At 65.9% G+C, this 18391-nt stretch carries 14 protein-coding genes; 2 read left to right on the top strand and 12 right to left on the bottom strand.

Annotated elements, in window-relative coordinates; genetic code table 11:
- Positions 1 to 19 precede the first annotated feature (19 nt).
- From V6S85_RS01250 to V6S85_RS01225, 6 genes are all read right to left on the bottom strand, one after another.
- On the bottom strand, positions 20 to 2260 hold the full coding sequence (locus V6S85_RS01250) for a glycoside hydrolase family 3 C-terminal domain-containing protein (protein WP_334347738.1): 2241 nt from the start codon (positions 2258 to 2260) through the stop codon (positions 20 to 22).
- A gap of 160 nt (positions 2261 to 2420) precedes the next feature.
- Positions 2421 to 5267: a TonB-dependent receptor domain-containing protein gene (locus tag V6S85_RS01245; protein ID WP_334347737.1), complete on the bottom strand. Its 2847-nt coding sequence runs from the start codon at positions 5265 to 5267 to the stop codon at positions 2421 to 2423.
- 397 nt (positions 5268 to 5664) lie between these two features.
- Complete coding sequence (locus V6S85_RS01240; RefSeq protein WP_334347736.1) at positions 5665 to 6564, bottom strand: LysR family transcriptional regulator; 900 nt, start codon at positions 6562 to 6564, stop codon at positions 5665 to 5667.
- 125 nt (positions 6565 to 6689) lie between these two features.
- On the bottom strand, positions 6690 to 8252 hold the full coding sequence (locus tag V6S85_RS01235) for a tannase/feruloyl esterase family alpha/beta hydrolase (protein ID WP_334347735.1): 1563 nt from the start codon (positions 8250 to 8252) through the stop codon (positions 6690 to 6692).
- Positions 8253 to 8366: 114 nt separating this feature from the next.
- Positions 8367 to 9767, bottom strand: coding sequence for a GntP family permease (locus tag V6S85_RS01230; RefSeq protein WP_334347734.1), 1401 nt, complete (start codon positions 9765 to 9767; stop codon positions 8367 to 8369).
- A 2-nt stretch (positions 9768 to 9769) separates the two neighbouring features.
- Positions 9770 to 10510 (bottom strand): SDR family NAD(P)-dependent oxidoreductase, encoded by a 741-nt coding sequence (locus V6S85_RS01225; RefSeq protein ID WP_207780762.1) that lies wholly within the window; start codon positions 10508 to 10510, stop codon positions 9770 to 9772.
- A gap of 35 nt (positions 10511 to 10545) precedes the next feature.
- Between V6S85_RS01225 and V6S85_RS01220 the strand changes: the two genes are divergently transcribed.
- Positions 10546 to 11826, top strand: a complete 1281-nt coding sequence (locus tag V6S85_RS01220; protein WP_334347733.1) for a thiolase domain-containing protein — start codon at positions 10546 to 10548, stop codon at positions 11824 to 11826.
- A 192-nt stretch (positions 11827 to 12018) separates the two neighbouring features.
- Here the strand turns inward: V6S85_RS01220 and V6S85_RS01215 are convergent, their stop codons facing one another.
- Positions 12019 to 12624: a helix-turn-helix transcriptional regulator gene (locus V6S85_RS01215; RefSeq protein ID WP_334347732.1), complete on the bottom strand. Its 606-nt coding sequence runs from the start codon at positions 12622 to 12624 to the stop codon at positions 12019 to 12021.
- Between the two features lie 292 nt (positions 12625 to 12916).
- Positions 12917 to 14797, bottom strand: coding sequence for a hypothetical protein (locus tag V6S85_RS01210; RefSeq protein WP_334347731.1), 1881 nt, complete (start codon positions 14795 to 14797; stop codon positions 12917 to 12919).
- 183 nt (positions 14798 to 14980) lie between these two features.
- On the opposite strand from V6S85_RS01210, the gene V6S85_RS01205 reads away from it, so the two are divergent.
- Positions 14981 to 15550: a MerR family transcriptional regulator gene (locus V6S85_RS01205; RefSeq protein WP_334347730.1), complete on the top strand. Its 570-nt coding sequence runs from the start codon at positions 14981 to 14983 to the stop codon at positions 15548 to 15550.
- On the opposite strand, the gene V6S85_RS01200 is transcribed toward V6S85_RS01205, so the two are convergent.
- From V6S85_RS01200 to trbF, 4 genes are read right to left on the bottom strand one after another with little or no spacing between them, the layout of a single operon-like run.
- Positions 15551 to 15778, bottom strand: coding sequence for a DUF2274 domain-containing protein (locus V6S85_RS01200; RefSeq protein WP_334347729.1), 228 nt, complete (start codon positions 15776 to 15778; stop codon positions 15551 to 15553). It abuts the gene before it with no gap.
- Complete coding sequence (locus V6S85_RS01195) at positions 15775 to 16926, bottom strand: TrbI/VirB10 family protein (protein ID WP_334347728.1); 1152 nt, start codon at positions 16924 to 16926, stop codon at positions 15775 to 15777. Before V6S85_RS01195 ends, V6S85_RS01200 begins: the two co-directional genes overlap by 4 nt.
- Positions 16923 to 17705 (bottom strand): TrbG/VirB9 family P-type conjugative transfer protein, encoded by a 783-nt coding sequence (locus V6S85_RS01190; protein WP_334347727.1) that lies wholly within the window; start codon positions 17703 to 17705, stop codon positions 16923 to 16925. The genes V6S85_RS01195 and V6S85_RS01190 overlap by 4 nt, the downstream gene beginning before the upstream one ends.
- Positions 17702 to 18388 carry a conjugal transfer protein TrbF gene (trbF, locus tag V6S85_RS01185; RefSeq protein ID WP_334347726.1) on the bottom strand — a complete coding sequence of 229 codons (687 nt, stop codon included), beginning with the start codon at positions 18386 to 18388 and terminating at the stop codon, positions 17702 to 17704. Before trbF ends, V6S85_RS01190 begins: the two co-directional genes overlap by 4 nt.
- Positions 18389 to 18391: the final 3 nt, after the last annotated feature.

Here is an 18391-nt window from a genome sequence, read left to right as displayed (position 1 = left end):
GGATGGCGGTGCCTGACGCTCATCGCCCCACCCGCTGGAAGGCGGTTTCGGGCAGATCAACGAATGCGGCTTGGGCGCCATCTGAGGCGGCCTCGACGAGGCTGATTTCGTAGCGGCCGGCCGCGATCCGCCAGGCGCGGTCAGCCGGGTCGAAGGTCGCCAGAAGCCGCGGGTCGATCGACACGGTGACCTCGCGGCTGGCGCCCGGCTCCAGCTCCACCTTGCTGAATGCGCCAAGCCTGCGCGGCGCTTCCCAGCCGTCGCCGAGAACAAAGATCATCGGAACCGCCTTGCCGCGCCGCGCGCCGATATTGTCTACGACGAAGCGGGCCGTAACGCCCGAGCCCTGGGCGCTAACCGCCAGGCCGCGAAGCGAGAAGCGGGTGTAGGAAAGCCCGTGACCGAAGGGAAACAGGGGTTCCCCACCGGTCTTGTCGAACCATTTGTAACCGACGGCCGCCCCCTCGATCGCGTAGTCGCTGAGCGGATGGCCGTCGGGATCGGACGGGCCAAGGCCATCGAGAACCGGCCGTGGCAGCTGGTCTGTCGAGGCCGGAAAGGTGATGGGCAACCGCCCAGAGGGATCGACTTGGCCGGTGAGGATGCGCGCGATGGCCTCGCCGCCCGCGCTCCCCGGATACCAAGCTTCAAGCACTGCGCCGACTTTCCCCAACCAGGGCGCCAGAACCGGGCCGCCCGTCTGAAGCACCACGACGCAATTTGGGTTGGCGCTCGCGACCGCGTCGATCAGGACGTCCTGCTCGCCCGGAAGGCTCAGATCCCGAGAGTCGAGCGACTCGGCCATCCATTGTTCGGCGAAGACGATGGTCACCTCCGCCTGAGCCGCCGCCGCGGCGGCGGCGGCGACATCCCTGCCGTCGAGATAGGAGACCACAGCGCCCGTGCGCGCCTGCAGCGCCTGCATCGGCGAGCAGGGATGGTAGACTTTTGGGCCGGGGAAACTGTCGGGCCCTTCATTCGGGACGATCATGCCGTCCGCCGGTCCGCCGATCGCATAGACCTGGCTTGAGCCCCCTCCTGACAGGACGCCGAGATCAGCATGGGCGCCAATGATCAGGATCGAACGGGCGGCTTTGGAGAGCGGCAGCAGTCCTGGCGTGTTCTTCAGCAGAACAATGGCTTCGTCGGCCGCAGCGCGGGCGACCTCAGCATGCCCCGGATAGTCGATGGTCGTTGAGATGTCGCCGATCACGCGTCGGTCGAACAGGCCGCAGGCGAACATCGATCGCAGGATACGGTGGGCCATGTCATTGGCGCGCGCTCGGCTCACATGGCCGTTGTTGACCGCCTCGCGCAGCGGTCCCTCGAAATAGGGGCCCCGATCGAGCGGCCAGCCCGATTGCTGATCAAGGCCTGCGTTGGCCGCCTGGGTGGTGGAGTGAGCCCCGCCCCAGTCGCTCATCACGTAGCCCTTGAACCCCCAGTCGCCCTTGAGCACGCGATTGAGAAGCCAATCGTTCTCCGACGCATACGCGCCATTGACACGGTTATAGGCGCACATGACCGCGCCGGGGTGGCCGACCTCGTGGGCGATCTCGAACGCCAGGAGGTCGGACTGGCGCGCAGCCTGTTCGTCAATGGTGTGGTCGATCGTGTTTCGGGCGGTTTCCTGCCCGTTGAACGCGAAATGCTTCATCGTCGAGACGACGTTCTGAGACTGGATGCCGCTGATCTGGTTGCCGACGATCAGGCCCGCCAGCAGCGGGTCTTCCCCGGCATATTCGAAGTTGCGGCCGCCGCGCGGCTCGCGTGTCAGATTGAGCCCCCCGGCGAGCATCACATTGAAGCCCGAGCGAAACGCCTCGTCGCCGATCATCGCCCCAGCTGCTCGCGCAAGCTCCGGGTTCCAGGTGGCGGCCATGGCGATCCCAGCGGGGAGCGCGGTGCGAAGACGAGGCGTCATGGACCGCTGGGTGGCAACGCCCATGCCCGCATCCGTCTTCCATTGGTTGGGAACGCCGAGCCGAGGCAGGCCGGGCACAAATCCGGCTGAATCCGCGAGGGCCCCGGCTGGAAACACGTGGTTCTTGATCGGAGTCTTGAGCGCCTCGTTGTCGATCGCGAAATAGCCGAAGGTGAGCTTTAGCTTTTCCTCCAGCGTCATCTCCGCGAGGATCAACGCCGCGCGCTGGTCGGGAGACAGGGCCGTGTTCTCCCACGGTCGTTGCGCCCCCTCTTCGTGGCCGCCCTGCCGGCCTGGGGGCGCCCTGTCGCCGCCCTGATTTTCCGAAGCCGTCACGGGCTCTATGGTCGCTGAGCGCGGACGACGGCTGAGATGAGCGGCTCTCATGGCGATCCAGGTGTCTTTGGCGATAAGGCCGAGGGGGGCGCGCCCCCGCAGGTCAGCGGGTGTGAAGCAGAGCGGGGGTGGCCTCCGACCAGAGGCCACCCTGAGATCGTCAGAACTTCGTACGCAGGCCAAAGGTCGCCAGCCGCCCGAGCGTGGCGCCGTTGGAGAAGCCGCAAAGGGCGGTTCCGATACAGCCGTTGTAGAAGGGCGGGTCCTGGTCAAAGAGGTTCGACACGTTCAGCGTCAGTGAGGTGTCGTCGTTCAGCCAGTCCACGGGCAGCTTGTAGGCCAGGAACAGGTCCACCGTGTTGAACGACTTGACACGCGACTGCGTGCCAAAGCGCGCGGTCGTCAGGACGGGATTGAGGTCGTAGCCCTGGCGATGGTTGAACGCGGCGTTGGCGGTGAAATCGCCAACCTGCGCGCCCACCGATGCGACGAGGAACATGCGGCTCATCCCAGCTCCGCGCAGATCGTCGGCGAAGGGGGCGCCTTCGACGATCGCGGTGTCGCGCGCCAGGATGTAGGTTCCAGCCAAGCTCGCGGTGATCGCGCCAAAGCTCGTCGGCCGGGCGTAGTCGACGTTGAAGTCCAGCCCCTTTTGCTTCAGTTCTCCAAGGTTCTGCTGCCGCAAGTCGATCACGGTCAGCAACGGTTGCGGGCTGAGCGAGCACGTGGCGGCCAGAGGAATCTGGAAGTTCACGAACTCAGGCGCCTTGTACTTGGCCTGAACCTGAGCGCAGGTCTGATTGTCCTGGATATATTTGGAGAACTCGCCGGTGAGCGAGACGCCCCCGAGGGCAAGCAGGCCGATTTGATCCTTCAGATCGATGTTGTAATAGGTCGCACCCAGCTTGAGGCTGGCGATGGCCTTGGGGCGCGCCTCGAAGCCGACCGACCAGGTCGTCGCCGTCTGCGGATCGATGTCGGGGACAAAGCCGGCCAGGATGACGGAGTAAGGGGCCTGCTGGCCCGCAATGAACTTGGTTGGCAAGGTGCCGACGGCCTGGATGCCCGCGCCCAGGCCCAGCGGCGGCGCATTGAACGAGGTTCCCCAGTTGGCCCGCACCTTGAAGCCGTCGACGGGTTCGTAGTCGACGCCCAGCTTGGGATTAAAGGTCCCGCCAAAATCCGAGTAGCGGTCGTAGCGTCCCGAGGCGGACAGGATCAGCGCGTGCACCCCGGGGCGCGCATTGGCGTCGCCCACGATCGGCGCGACGACTTCGCCGAAGATCGACCGGACATTGCGGCTGGCGTCCGGCGTGGCCAGCGGCAGGCTGGCGGACTGACCCGGCAGTGACTGGCCGTTCTTGCTGTTGGCGCCCTGCTCTTCCAGATATTCGGCTCCGACGGCGAGGCGAACGTCACCGCCCGGCAGGCTGAACGCAACGCCGTCGGCGATCGCACGCCCCTGGTAGAGCTTGGCTTCGCCGCCGGCGAAATTGTCGCGAAGCAGACTGGCTAGGACCGAGGGATTGCTGGCGCCCAGATTGTAGGGATTGATCGCGGTTGTGGTCGTGGTCCCGGCCAGCGCCGTGGCCAGGGCGGTCGGATCGACGGTGGTGCCCAACTGGCGATTGCGGTTCCAGTCATAGGCGCCAGAGACGCGCAGCTGCCAGCCGCCTCCCAGGCGGGCGGTCAGGGTGGGATTGACCCGGAATTCGTCGCGCCGGTAGGACGCGCGGCCGTCCACGACGCCGGCGAAGGAGGTGTAGACCGTCTGGGACGTCTCTCCCCCAATGGATTGGAAATAGGGGTTCTGGCTGTTGACCTGCAGCGTCTGGGGCTGAGCGTTATTGAAGTCGATCGTGTTGATGTATTCGCGCTGCGTATAGAAGCCGCGAACGTCGAACGACACGGAGTCCCCGAGATCTTGGGTGAAGGCGCCGAAGATCGAATGGCGTTCGGCCGCCGGGCGGTAGCTCACATTGTCGGTGTTGTCGCAGCCGCCCGTCGTGCCGGCGACCCGACCGGGCAAGGCGTAGAGCGTCCCATTGGGAACCTGGATCGTTCCGGGCGGGCAGAAACGGCCGTCTCCGGTGATCTGGCGCATGAAATCGCGGTCACGCCCGAAGATCGCGTCGTTCTTCTGGAAGACGTAGGAGATGTAGCCCGAGCCGGTGTCCCAGCGCTTGCCGGCCGTCAGGTTGATGTCGGTGTTGTAGTAGTTGTCGGCGACGCCGTAGTGCGCCGCGACTTCAAGGCCATCAAAGCTTCGCCGGGTGATCAGGTTGATCACCCCGCCAATGGCGTCGGAGCCATAGACCGACGAACCGCCATCCGGGACGATCTCCACGCGGTCGAGCGCGCCCGGCGGCAGCGAGTCTGGATCGGTGTCACCGTTGGGCCGCACGCGGTGTCCGTCGATCAGCACCAGGGTGGTCGAGCCGCTCGCGCGGCCCAGATCGCGAAGATTGGGACGCACGCTGGTGTTGCCGCCGTCCGGGCTGATCGTCGGAGCGGCCAGGAAGCCGCTGGTGACCTGAGGAATGCGAGCCAGGACGTCGTTGGTCGTCGTCGCGCCGGTGGCCGTGATCGCCTCCCGGTTCATGCCGATCACGTTCGCGCCCGTCGGCGCGACCCCGCGGATCAGGGTGCCGGTGACAACGACTTCTTCGACCTGGGTTTCGGAGGCGGACGGGCCCTGCTCCTGAGCGGGCGCAGTGGTCTGGGCGACCGCCGCTTGGGCGGCGATGGCGATAACCAGCGCCGACGCGCCGGCCAGGTATCGAGTGTTACGCAGATAGTTCATGGTCCCTCCCAAAAAACTGTTCTTGATTTCGCCGCCGCAGATCGCTGTGCGACGGACGACATTTTTGAGCTCTGGCGGAAGCGCTGACGCCTGCGGGCGCCCTGGCCTGAGCGTGTTGTCGATCTTCAGGTGACGCCGATGGCCCGGCTGGTCGCCAAAACCCGTCGCCCGAAGCGCCCGGCGTAGGACCTGACCCAGAACCACTGGCCCCGGGCGTTCACCGACCGCTGCGGCCGCGCGATCCGGCCTCTTGGCTTGATGGATTCTCCCCGGACTGGCGTGCGCGGTTCGGCTGGACACGTCAGCCGTTGGCTCTGTTTTTGATCTGAAAGCGCGATAGCCGCGCTTTTCTGCCGCCACGGCGCGCGCTGTCACACACAGGCTTCGGCCAGGCTGGCGCTATCCATCTCCTCCGACTTGACCGTTATTCGCCCGCCACACGGGCTCGATCTTCGCGGCTGAGGCTATGAACGAGGCGCGCTCAAGTCTAATCCCAATGCGACCGCGATTAGGTTGGCAATCGTATAAATCAATCAATTACGCAGTTCTCATGCGCTATGGATTGACGCCTTTAAGTAACCGCCCAGCCTTTAACCTTCTCTCAGGTTGTCGCCGGCTCGCATGATAGATTTAAGGCGAGCTGCCAGAACTTGTCCTGGACCTGGGAGACCGGTCCTGCGCGCCGCAGCAGTTGGAAAGGCATGGAGGCCGGCCCGGCTAGAGGAATACGCACGACATCCTGAGCGCCAGGATCGTCCGCGCCAAAATCGAAGAACGCGGCGGCGATAGAGGAAGACTCCATCGTGCCTGGCGGGCCCTCCGCCATTTCGGGGGTTTCGACGAGCTGGCAGCCTGCCTCGACCAGCGGGGCATGAAGCGCGTCCCATAGCTTGGGGTTCAAACTGCGCGTGAAGACCTTGACCGGATAGGGCGCAAGAGCATCGGCGCCCAGCGCTTGTGATCCCGCGAGCGGATGGTCGCGTGAGACGGTGATCGCAACCCCGAACCGCCTCAGCTCTATGGCCTCGTAGCGCTCCCGATCAATGTGCCCGATCATGAAGGTCAGATCGATCTCACACTCGTCCAGCCGCCCAAGGAGGGCCAAAGACCACCCTGTCTCCAGCTCAAGGTGCACATTGGGATGATTGACTGAAAACTCCTCGATCAGCTTGCGCCGCTGCCGGATGACCTTGGTGTAGGGCGCGGCCCCGATTCTCAGGACGCCATAGCTGCTGCGAGAAAGCTGGCTGGTCAGCTGATCGAACGCCTCACAGGCTTTCGCCGCCGTGCTGGCCGCTTCAAAGAGCTGGGCGCCGCGTTCGGTGAGGGACAGGCGCCTCGTCGTGCGTTCGAACAGCTGAAAGCCCAGGATGTGCTCAAGTTTCTGGACGCGCGTCGACAGCCAAGGCTGATTGACACGGAGCCGCCGGGCGGCGCGGGTGAACGATCCCTCCTCGGCCACCGCGGCGAACTCGATGATCAGTTTTGGATCTATCCGCATGCCCTCGTCCGAGCGCTGAGCCTCCCCGGCCGAGCATTATTTCAGATGAAAGCAGTATGGTATGTATTTTTGACTCTAAGACGTGCGCCGGGCGTGGGTGCTCGCGCGTGTCATGGGGCGTTTGCTCACCGGCACTCGAAATTGTTGGCGTCATCAATCGAGCCTGCCCCTTTATAATGGGCGGCCTTGGGCCAAGCGCACGCCGGACGTGTTCTCAGGGCTTTGGTCGGCAGTTGCGCGTAGAAGGCGACCCTGTTGTCGTGCTTGGTGACGGTGAAGCGCTCTGGAGCCGAACCGCTCTGGGTCCAGCGGTCGAGCTGGGCAAAGAAATCGAACTCGTCGGGCCCCTTGCCCTGACCGCAATGTTCCACCCCTGGCAGCAGAAACAATTGGGCGTTCTTCGCATTCTGCGCGCCGACCGTCTTACGGACCGACTCGTAATAGGCTAGCGTATCGCCGAGCGGAATGGCCGGGTCGTCCCACCCGTGGTACATCAAGAGCTTGCCGCCGCGACCTAGGAATGGACTGAGATCCGGATCTGTCGCGTCCACCACATGGCTCAGTTTTTTGCGCGCAGTCGCCAGGTCGCGATCGAGCATGAAGGTGTCGGGCGACCAGTCGGCGTTGTTGAAAACCATGTAGCGGTAGAACGACGTGCCCATGTTTTGATCGGGCTTTGGTGGTTTCCAGCCCAGTTCACTGCCGACCGGGAAGCCGGACATGATCTGCTTTCCGTCACGTCCGATGGTCCCGCGGTAAACTGATCTGGCCAGGGCGACCTCGGCTCTCGTCAGGCAGCTTTTGCTATCGCCGGACTTGCATTGCAGTTGGGCCGGGTCGAACTGACACGCATCCGGGCGCTCGATTAGGCCGTCCGTCACCCCGTCGAGGCCGTCGCATGTGGCGATCGCTGCGGCGTTCAGGAGCTCAAGCTTGGATGAAAGCCCTTTGCCGGCGTCTCCATTGAAGTCCAGGCGCGTCTGGGAAAAGGCGGCCATTCGCGCGGTGAAGTTATTGGCCGGCGCGCCGACCGCGATCGCGTCGAAGTCCTGCGGATAACGCTGAGCAAGCATCAGAGCGTCGCGACCGCCGTTCGAGCATCCCCAGAAATAGGCGCGCTTGGCTGGCGCACCGTAGAATTCGGCCACCACGGCCTTGCCAATGACGGCCCCCAAGTGGTTGGCGCGATAACCAAAGTCGACGATCTTCTCCGGATGACCCAGCGCCCACTTGGGCAGCTTGTCTACGTCATGCCCCGCGTCCGTCGCGACAGCGGCGTACCCATCGCTGACCGGACGCCGCATCAGGATGTTGGTGATGCTCAAGGCTCCTTCGAAGCCAGCGCCGCCCAGACCCACAAGCTTCTGGTTCCAACGGGACGGCAACCAAAGCTCGACCGTGATCTGCGATCCCTGAACCGGCGCGATACGCGCCGTGACCCGGCAGAACTCCGGCGAGTTTAGAAGCGGAACCGGCAGCAACATGGAGTTGCGCGTGACGAACTTTGCTTTTTCGATGGTCGCGCCGCCAAGCTGACGCCCTTTCAAGCTGGTGCAGCGATCAGCAAATTCGGCTTTGGCGCGTCCTTGGAGTCCAGTCTCGGCCCGAGCGCAGGAGGCCAGCACCGCGCCGAGCCCGACCAACCCGACAAGGCCCGCGCCAAGCCCAAGCAAAATCTTGGCCTTCATCTGAAGCCTCTTCTTTTAACCGACCAACCGCTCAGAGCTTCGGCTACATTTATACAGTCTTGTATGTTTGTTCCAGCGTCGCATGTCGCCGTGGGACCATGAGGTCGACGATCGTTAAACCAGCCCCGTCGAGTAATAGATGGCGATGGCGAAGAAGGCGGTCAGCGTCTTGATGACAGTGATGACGAAGATGTCCTTGTAGGCTTGCCGATGGGTCAGGCCGGTGACCGCCAGAAGGGTGATGATCGCTCCGTTGTGCGGCAAGGTGTCCATGCCCCCGGAGGCGAGCGCAGCGACCCGGTGCATCACTTCGCCGGGAATGCCGCTGGCGTTGGCCGCGGCTATAAATCGGTCGGCAAAGGCGCCCAGGGTGAGGCTCAGCCCCCCGGACGCCGATCCCGTCACGCCGCACAGGATGTTGGTGGTGATCGCGACATTGAGCAACGGATCACGGATCGTCGAAAGCGCCGAGGCGATCTGGTGAAAGCCCGGCAGGGCGGCGATGACGGCGCCGAACCCATACTCAGAGGCGGTGTTGAGACTGGCCAGAAGCGATCCCCCGATAGCGGCCTGGGAGGCTTCGGCGAACCGCGCCCGGATTGTCCTCCATCCGATGACGGCGGTCGAGGCGATCCCCAGCAAGAGCGCTCCCTCCAACGCCCAGAGCGCGGCGTTGGCTTTGACGTTCTGCGCAATGGCCACGGCGTTTGCGACCGTGGGGTTGAGCGCTGCGATGGCGGTGTCGCCATAGCCTGTCTGGAGCAGGGCCAGGAACAAGCGATTGCCCAGCGCCACCAAGAGCAGAGGAACCAAGGCGAGCCAAATCCCAGGTGTGGGTCCGCCATCGAGCCGCTCGGGTTCATTGCTGTGCCCTGAGCCATAGCCTTCGCCTCGCGCCGCCGCGCGCTGTTGCTGCCAACGGAGATAGGCAAAGCAAAGGCCAAAGGTGAACGTCGCCGAGATCAGGCTCAGCACCGGCGCGGCATAGGCCGTGGTCCCGAAGAAGGTGGTTGGGATGATGTTCTGGATCTGTGGTGTTCCTGGCAGCGCGTCCATGGTGATCGTGAACGCCGAGAACGCAATCGTCGCCGGGATCAGCCGCTTGGGAATATCGGCCTGCCTGAACATCTCCACGGCGAAGGGATAGGTCGCGAACACCACGACGAAGACGGACACCCCGCCGTAGGTGAGCAGCATTCCCACGACGGTGATCGCCAAGATCGCGTGATTAGGACCGATCCGCCGCGAGATGGCGCCCACGATGGCTCGGGCGGCTCCGGAGACCTCGATCAGCTTGCCAAAGAGCGCGCCGAGCAGAAAAACGGGGAAGTAAAGCTTCACGAAGGCGCCGAGCTTGTCCATGAACAAGCCGCTGAACGCGGGCGCCACGGCGGACGGGTCCGTCAGCAGCACCGCCGCCATCGCCGCGAGCGGCGCCACCAGGATCACGCTGAACCCGCGATAGGCCAGGTAGATCAGCGCCGCCAGCGCCCCTAGGCAAATCAGCAGCGACACGGCTAGTCGGCGTCGTCGTGAAGCCCGGCGATGGCGAACCCGCCGTCCACCGCGATCGTTTGGCCCGTGACATAGCTTGCGTCGTCAGAGCACAGGAACGCCACCATCGGCGCGACCTCGGCGGGCGCGCCGAAACGGCCCATCGGCACACGGTCGATCCATTCCTTGCGGATCGCTTCCGTATAGAACCCGTTGACCAGCGGCGTGTCGATCGGCCCGGGACTGACGACATTGACGCGAACACCCTGCTTGGCAAGTTCGACCGCCATCACCTTGGACAGGTGGATCACGCCTGCCTTGGAGGCGCCGTAGGCCGATCGCCGACCGCTGCCCAACATGCCAGACACGCTGCCGATATTGACGATCGAGCCGCCGCCGCCCGGCATCATCGCTCTGGCCGCGGCTTGGCCGACGATAAAGGTTCCACGCAGATTGACCGCCAGGATACGGTCAAACTCATCGACGGGCGTCTCGAGGAAGGGAAGCGTGCGGGCCACGCCGGCGCTGTGCACCAGACAATCCAGGCGGCCATGGCGCTCCAGGATCGTTGCGATCGCCGCCTCCACGGAGGCGGGATCAGCCACGTCGAGTCCAAGCGCGCTGCGATCCGAAGGGGTGACCGACAAGTCGCCGATCACCACGGTGGCGCCCTCCGCGGCGAGCCGCTGCGCCGACGCCGCGCCGATCCCCGAGGCGCCGCCTGTGACGAGCGCGACCTTTCCAGCCAGGCGCTGTGGGTTCACGACAATATCCTCCCGGTGAGCGGCTTTGTTCGCCCTTGGGCCATTCGTGCGCAGACGCCAATGGCGGCGCAACCATCGTAGAACTACGACCTTGGCGGCCGACGCGGCTCTGCGGCATCGACAAGGCGCATAAGAAGGCCAGGGAGAAGACCGCCATGCGACCGTTGATCGTGGGCTGGGGCCATACGAAGTTTGGCCGTCACGACGCACTGAGCGTCGAGGACCTGATCCACATGGCCGCGCGCGAGGCGCTGGATGACGCTGGTATCGATGCGAACCAGATCGATGCAGTGTGGCTTGGGCACTTCAATTCTGGGCTCGTGCCCGACGGGTTCTGCTCCTCGATGGTGCTGGGCATAGACCCGGCGCTGCGCTTCAAGCCCGCCACGCGCGTGGAGAACGCCTGCGCCTCAGGGTCGGCGGCGCTCTATGCGGCGGTGGACGCGATCCAAAGCGGGCGGGTGCGTGTGGCTCTGGTCGTCGGCGCTGAGAAGATGAGCGGCCTGGACACTGCGGGGGTTACACGGGCGCTGGGCGGGGCGTCCTATCAGCGCGAGGAGGCCGGGCTTTCCTTCCCTGACATTTTCGCGCGCTTCGCCAAGGCCTATGGCGAACGCTACGGCGATCCGACCGAGGCGATGGCGCATATCGCCGTCAAGAACCACGAGAACGCGCTGGGCAATCCGCTGGCCCAGATGCACCGGGCGCTGACCCTCGACTTCTGCCGCACGGTTTCCGAGAAGAACCCGATGATCTCCGATCCGCTGAAGGTCAGCGATTGTTCGCTGATCTCGGACGGCGCCGCGGCGATCGTGCTGGTGGCCGACGACATGGCCGGCGCGTTCAAGAAGGCCGTCGGCTTTCGCGCTCTGTCCCACGTCAGCGACCTGCTGCCGCTTTCGGCCAAGGATCTGCCAGCGTTCGAAGGCCCGGCTCGCGCCATCGCTCAAGCCTATGCGGCGGGCGGCGTCAGCGTCGAGGATCTCAGCCTGGCCGAGGTCCACGACTGCTTCACCATCGCCGAACTGCTGACAGTCGAAGCGCTCGGCCTGGTCGCACCCGGCGAAGGCCGCGCCGCGGTGATCGACGGCGCGACCCGCCGGGGCGGCGCCCTTCCGATCAACCTGTCGGGTGGTTTGAAGGCCAAGGGCCATCCCGTCGGCGCCACCGGCGTATCGATGCACGTGATCGCTGCGCGCCAGCTCTTGGGTCAGGCCGGCGACATGCAGCTTCCGGGCGCGCATTTGGCGATGTGCGTCAACATGGGCGGCGGCGCGGTGGCCACCTATGCCTCCATCCTTGAGGCGGTGAAGTGAAGCCCGTCTTTGACGGCGCCAAGGACGCCCTGCGCGACATCCTGCGGGACGACCATACGGGGCTGGTGGGCGGGTTGGCTCTGCGGCATTCCCGAGCGGCCCGGGGCGCCCTATCGACTGATCGGGTGCGCCGAGGGGATCAGCGCCGAGGAAGTGCGTTTCAAGACCGAGGCGCGTTTCCTCGTCTGACGGTCAGCCGGCCTTCGCGGCGGCAGGACGGATTCGCGAAACGAGCTCGACGACGTTGCGGACAGCCAGCTTGTGCTTGATGCGCGCCAGATAGGCTTCGACCGTCCGAGGCGACAGGTTCAACAGCCGCGCGATCTCCTTGGCGCTGTAACCCTCGCACACAAAGATGGCGACTTCGCGGTCGCGCGGGCGAAGTTCGCTGACGTTCCACTGGTGCGACAGATCCTGAAAGCACCAGATGCTGCGCGCCAGCGGATCTTCCGGCGTCAGAGAGCGTCCCGTGACCGAGCACCAAAAAAGCGCGCCGCTCTGACGCTGCATGGTGCGCTCGTCGGCGTGACAACCCGTCGCGCGCAGCGGTGCCAGCGCATGGCGGGCCAACCGCTCGGAGTCTTGTTGAGATGGATAGAAAAGATCCATGCTCAGGCCCTCGATCCGGTCGAGGGGCAGGTCGAACATGGCGGCGAAAGCCCCGTTCGCGCGGCGTATGATCCGCCGTTCGGTGTAAATCATCGCGACCGGGGAATGTTCGAACGCCAGAGCGGCGAGCCCATCGCCCGCCGCGCTCCCGTCCTGCGAAATCGCAGCGTCCCCGCCAGACCGGCTCATGCCGTCGCGCCTCCCAATGGCCAAAAAACTCTCAAGCTCAGAGCCCCCGCCTCCCCCCCCAAAAAAGCCCGACGGCGAGCTGTTTCCAAGCCTTGTCGATAAAGCCGGTCGCGGGGCCTGAGCCTGCCGCAACGCCGCAAGACGCCCTGGGCGCGCACGAGGGCTGACGGGCCGGGCGATCGCCCGGGCCGTTAGGATAACGCCCACGTCGCGGACGACAAGCACTCGAACGCGGACGATTGAGGCCTTGTCCTGGCCTGCGCCTTCCCCCCTCCCCGATCCTGCTGTGATATCAGCGTGGAGCTCTGCGAGAAATCGGCAGGAACGTGTCGCCGGCGCTAGCCGTCACGGGCCCCCGACCGCCAGCTCCCGTGAGCCGCGCTACGCCCTTGGCGTCCGTGCGCGCCTGAAGCCGACCCCAGCGCACCGTTGCGTTCATCACGGGCCGCACATCGCCATAGACGTTCGCCGTGACGCTCGCCCAGAGCGCCTGGCCTCGCCGCTCGAGACGCAGCGACAGCGGCGAGGGCTTGGGGAGATCCGCGTAACAGGCGCCCAGTTTTGGCAGCGGCGGGGCGACCTTGCCGTCGTAGACGGAGAAAATCGTCCCCGTCCTGGTCGGCAATGGCCGGGCGCTGTTGTTGATCGTCAGATCCATCGTCGTGCGCCCAACGTGCGCGCCGCTCACCTGCACATCGGCGGTGAGCCTCCAGACACCCTTCGTCGATCGGCCGGCCATTTCTCCGTCCACGAACGTCGCGCCGTCGTCTGAATAGCGATCGAAGGTCACCGACGTCGCAGCGCCCGTATCCAGCGCGCCGCTATAGGAGATCCGAGCCGACCCGCCCGCGCGCCCCTTGACGGTGACGGTCCGATCGACGGCGTTTGGCCCCGCATAGGCGGCTGCGGGCGTGGCCCAAGGGCCGACCACGGAAGGCCTGATCGGCACGGGCGCGGCGGCTGGCCGCCCCAGGCGCGCCAGGGCCAGGCGGTTGGGCGTCGGCGGGGCCGGCGGCGGCAGACGCGTGCGCTCCTGCAGGATCACCAGCGTGCTGTCGGGACTCCAGGTTTGTTGTCCCGCCACGTTGTTCCCGGCCGTTAGATCGTCGCTGTAAGTGTCGAGCGGCTGGCCGAGCAGCCGGCCGCCATCGTCGCCCTGCGCTGACAGGAGCCAGGGAGACAGATCGCACTGGAACCCAGTCCAGGTCGAAACATAGAGCGGCGCGATCGCCGCGCCGAACATCAGTCCGGTGAACCCGCGCACCTGCGGCAGCCAGGCCAAGGCGTCCAGTCGCTGGCGGGGCCGCCAGGAGTTGACAACCATGAGGCGCTGGTCGGGAGACAGGGAGGTGTCCTCATCCCAATCTGGATTGGCGGTCAACCGCTCGACCCGGCCGTCGGCCAGGCCGATCCTCAGGACATCGACATTGTTATTGGGCATGCCGACCGCGAGGATGCCCAGACCGTCGGGTGTGAAGCTCTTGAGCTCGTAAAGTTGGGATAAATTCTCCCACCGCTCGGGGTCGGGATCGGCGCTTGAGACAGGCCCCACGGGATTGACCGCGCGCGGGTCGACGGCGGCGTACTGGTCGGCCTGTCGCTCCAGGCGCGCGACGATCATGACCGTGCCGTCGCTTCGCACGTTCATCCAGCCCAGGTGCACGCCGTCCGGGGCCAGGTGCCAAGTGCGGCGGTGGATGATGCGAGCGCTCCCACGATCGGCCGAGAAGTCCACCGGCAGGATCTTGTGCGAAGCGCAATCGCGCAGGCTGACCGCGCATTCCACCACCCAGGCGTCGGCCTTGGCGCCCTTGTCGCCCCCGCCGGTCTGGCCCAGGCCCTTGGTCAACAGGAGCCGTTTGCCGTCCGGAAAGGCGTAGACGAAACCGCCGGGTATCCTGGGTGTGTCGGGAAACCCGCAGGTGATGCAATGGGGATCAGCGCCGTCTCGCCCGACAATCCACACCGCGCCGTCGGCGAAGTTCTGAAAGACGATGTCGGCGCCATCCGCCGTGAAGGTGGGCAGCGCCGGGTACACCCCAGAAGGGAGCGGCAGATAGACGCGGTCGATCGGTATAAACGCAGGCGGATCGGCGGCGAAGGCGCTCACGGTGGTGCTCGCGGCGACTAGCGCCCCCACGACAGTTCGCAAAGCCGTCTTCAACGCGCTCATCTGTCTCTCCCCCGCCATCAGCCTCGGAATTCTGGCGTCCGAGGTCGGCGGATCATGGGGCGCAAGGCCCATTGAAAAAGGCGGGCGGCGTGCAGGAAGCGCCGCCCGCCAAGTGATCACCAACCCATGCTGTGGGCCCGAACTCGTGCGTCAGGCGGTTCAAGGCGGCCGGCGATCCGGATCGTGGTCGCCGTGGCCATCGGCGATGCTCACTTGCCGGGACGATACCAAAGCTCGGAGCTTATACAAGCAATCTATCTTGCTTGTATATTTGCGATGGTTCTGGGAATGTGCATGGCCCTCGCCGAGCCGGAACTTCAGATGATCAAGCCCTCGTCCGGCCTGACGCCGGTCAGCGTCCTGGCCGCCCGCCTGGGCGTCACCTCCAGAAACCTGAGATACTACGAAGAGCTGGGGCTGGTTCGCGCCGAGAGGATTTCGACAAAGGCCCTTGGCTATGATGATCAGAACGTCGACCGACTGACGTTGATCATCGCGCTTCGGGCCGTCGGCGTGCCCACGGCCACCATTCGCGCGGCGTTGGCGGCGGGTCGTGACGCCACCGCCCGGCGGGCGGTTGCGCGGACCGCCCTGATGGACGCGCTGCTGTCCAAGCGCACGCTTCTGGACACGGTCGAAAGGGTGCTGAGCGGCGAAGCCTCGCTGGTGAGCAAGATGCTCCCCGATCAACGCGCCAGACTTGAGGCCTCGATCGCCGCCTCGCCGTGCGCTCTGCGCGACCCCCTGCCCTAACTAGGCTGGCCCGCCCCTTTTACGGCCGCGCACGAATCCGCGGTCGGACGCCATGAACCGGCGGAGCATTTCTGGGATGAGCTTGCCAGGCTCGACCGCCTTGCCGCTATTGGCGGCGGAGATCGCCTTGCCGTAGTCCACCAGGTCCCGGTGAACGCCGGCCGGGAGGTCGAGCGTCACCTTCACGGGCGTATCGTCTTCCAGGACCGAGATTTTCAAGGCGCTCATCGGGCGTCTCCGGCGTAGGGTTCGAGGACAAGATCGCGCGAGAGCAGGATACGCAGCGGCGTTCCTGGACGGACCGTCAGGGTTGGTGTGAGGGCCAGACTGCGCCCGACCGCTTGTTGACCGACATCGCTGACCGCGCCACTGACACCACGGCGAACGGCGCGCGACAGATCGTCCTCGTCGGAGGCGCCGGCCTCGGCTCCAATCGACAAGACGGTGCTGAGCCCTGCGGCGCTCCACACCGCACGCCAATGGCGATCCACCCCATCTTCCAGGCCCGCCATTCCCTGGGCGTCCGACGCCGGAAGCTTGTCCAGCAAGATCGAACGTCCCGATGGCAGGATGAGCCTTGTCCAGGCCACGCCCAGGCGGCTTTGCCCGGACGAGGTCGTCGTCGCATAGGTTCCGATCAGCTTTGAGCCGGCGGGGATCAGAAGGTAGCCGCCGCCCAGGCTGTCGTGCACATCGTCAGTGACCTGGGCGATCGCCAGACCTGCAACGTCGGAGCGCAGACCGGTGATCAGGGCCGCGGGAATGATCGAGCCGGCCTGAAGGATGTAGGGCGAGCCCGGCGCCTGAAGGCGCTCGGGACTGACGGCGCGGTCGTCCGCGCCGGGCGTCGACATGGATTTGACCTCCAGCGCGGGCGCGCTTGAAGAGGCTGGCTCAGCGCGAACCTGCAGGAAGATCGCGCTCGCCCGCGCGGCCTGACGCTCGGCTTGCCGCGCCGCCAAGGCCGGATCCAATCCCAGGTCGCGACCGGCGGTGTGGGTTGCTTGGTCTGGCGTGAAGCCCGCCCCGCCAGCGCCCTGAGCGCCCTGAGCGCTGAGGATTGGCCGGCCCAGGTCGCCCGGCAAAGGCGGGCCAAGCTTGGGCGGATCGCCGCGGGTAAGATAGTCCTTGGGCAGCGATGAGATACGCTCGGGCGGCGGCGGCGGCGGGCTGCTGGGCGGCTCGGGCGCGGGCTTGGGCGCTCGCTCGGTCAGGGACCATCCCACCGCGGCCGCCAGGGCCAGGGACAGGGCCGCGCCAACGACCATCAGGGTCTTGCGCGACACGCGGGCCACTGGGGCGTTGGGACCGCGCAGACGTAACGCCTTGGCGATCTGCGCTTGTTGTTGATCGACGCGATTGCTGGGCGTGCTCATGGCCGGCCTCCGCCAAGCGGGGCGCCGCGGATGATCCGCACCCGGCGCGCGTCCCGCCCACGGCCCAGCCGGAACTCGACCCGATCCACCAGGCCGTCGACCACCAGGGTCCAACCCTCCACCCGGTAGTTGATGAGCTCCGATAGCTTGGAGTCGTGGCCAACGCGGAACAGCGGCGGCAAGGTTCGTAGGCGCGCCGTGCTCTCGAACGCGAAATAGGTTCGCTCGCCGTCGTCCCAGACCGTCTGCGGGCGCAGGCGTCCGCGCCCTTCGATCCGATAGTCGAAGTTGACGGCCGGGGCGCGGGCCGGCGCGAGGGGCGCGGCCAAGGCGGGCGCCGCAGCCACGATGGGGATCGACGGGGGCCTGGGATAGCGCCAGCTGACCTGCGTGACGAAGGCCCGCGCCGAGGCGCGAAGATCCAGGAAATAGGTCCGCCGATTGGTGTTGATCACCAGATTGGTCGACAAGGTCGCGTCGGTCGGCTTGACCAGGACGTGCACGCGCCGGCTCTCTCCTTCCCCGCTCGAACTGTCGCCGATCACCCAGCGGGCGGTGTCGCCAGCGGCGATGGCGTTGGTCGCGACCAGGCTTTCTCCAGGTTCCAGGGCGATGTCGGACACACGGCCCGGTGCGGTCAGCAGCGGGTAGCTCCCACGCGGATCGAACAGGAACTCGATCGGCGCGGCGGCGGCGGGCGCGGGCGCGCGCGCGGTCGGCGCTGCAAGGGCGCCGGTGGCGGCCGCGGTCAAGGCCGTCGTCAGGATGAGGATGTTCATGCCCCGCCCTCCCGCGACCAATTGATCGCGGTGACCCGCACGCCAAGCCCGTTTCTCAGAACTTCCTGATCGGTTCTCGGCTTACTCAACTCGACGGTCAGGATCGCCGACCAGCGCTCGGTTGACTGCAGTTGGCCCTGGACGTAGCGCCGCTCGATCCAGGCCGCGCGGAAGCTCTTGGGTGAAGCCCGCAATACGCTGGTGACCTCGACACTGACCTGCGTGCGCCCGATCTGCTTTTCCAGGTCGATGGCGTTGGCGTAGTCAGTGACGAAGCGCGCCGCATCGCCCTGCACGACAGCGTAGGCGTCGTCCCAGGCGCGGCTGACGGCGACGCCATCGCTGGAGATCGAGCGGACGTTCTCCACGAAATGGCGAAGCGTCGTGCGCACCCCCTCGTCGGTGGGCTTGTAGTTCTTGGTCGCCGGACCGACCGTGCGAATCTCGCCCAGCCGATCGACCTCGACAACCCAGGGCGTGATCGCGCCCTGGGCGCTCAGCCAGGCCAGCGCCCCGCCAAGGGCGCCGGAAAGGCCCAGCAGCCCCAGCGCCATGATCCGCCAGTTGGCGGCCTGGACCCGGGCCGAGCCGATACGCCGGTCCCAGACCTGACCGGCCCGCTGATAAGGGGTTTCTGGCGCCGGCGTGAGGCCAAACCTTGGCCCGCCTTTGAAGGGGTTCATCGT

The sequence above is a fragment of the Caulobacter sp. CCNWLW153 genome (genome assembly GCF_036889365.1).
Classification (GTDB): domain Bacteria; phylum Pseudomonadota; class Alphaproteobacteria; order Caulobacterales; family Caulobacteraceae; genus Caulobacter; species Caulobacter radicis.
The sequence above is the reverse complement of the archived record's forward strand: the minus strand, read 5'-3'. Positions and strand labels throughout refer to the sequence as shown.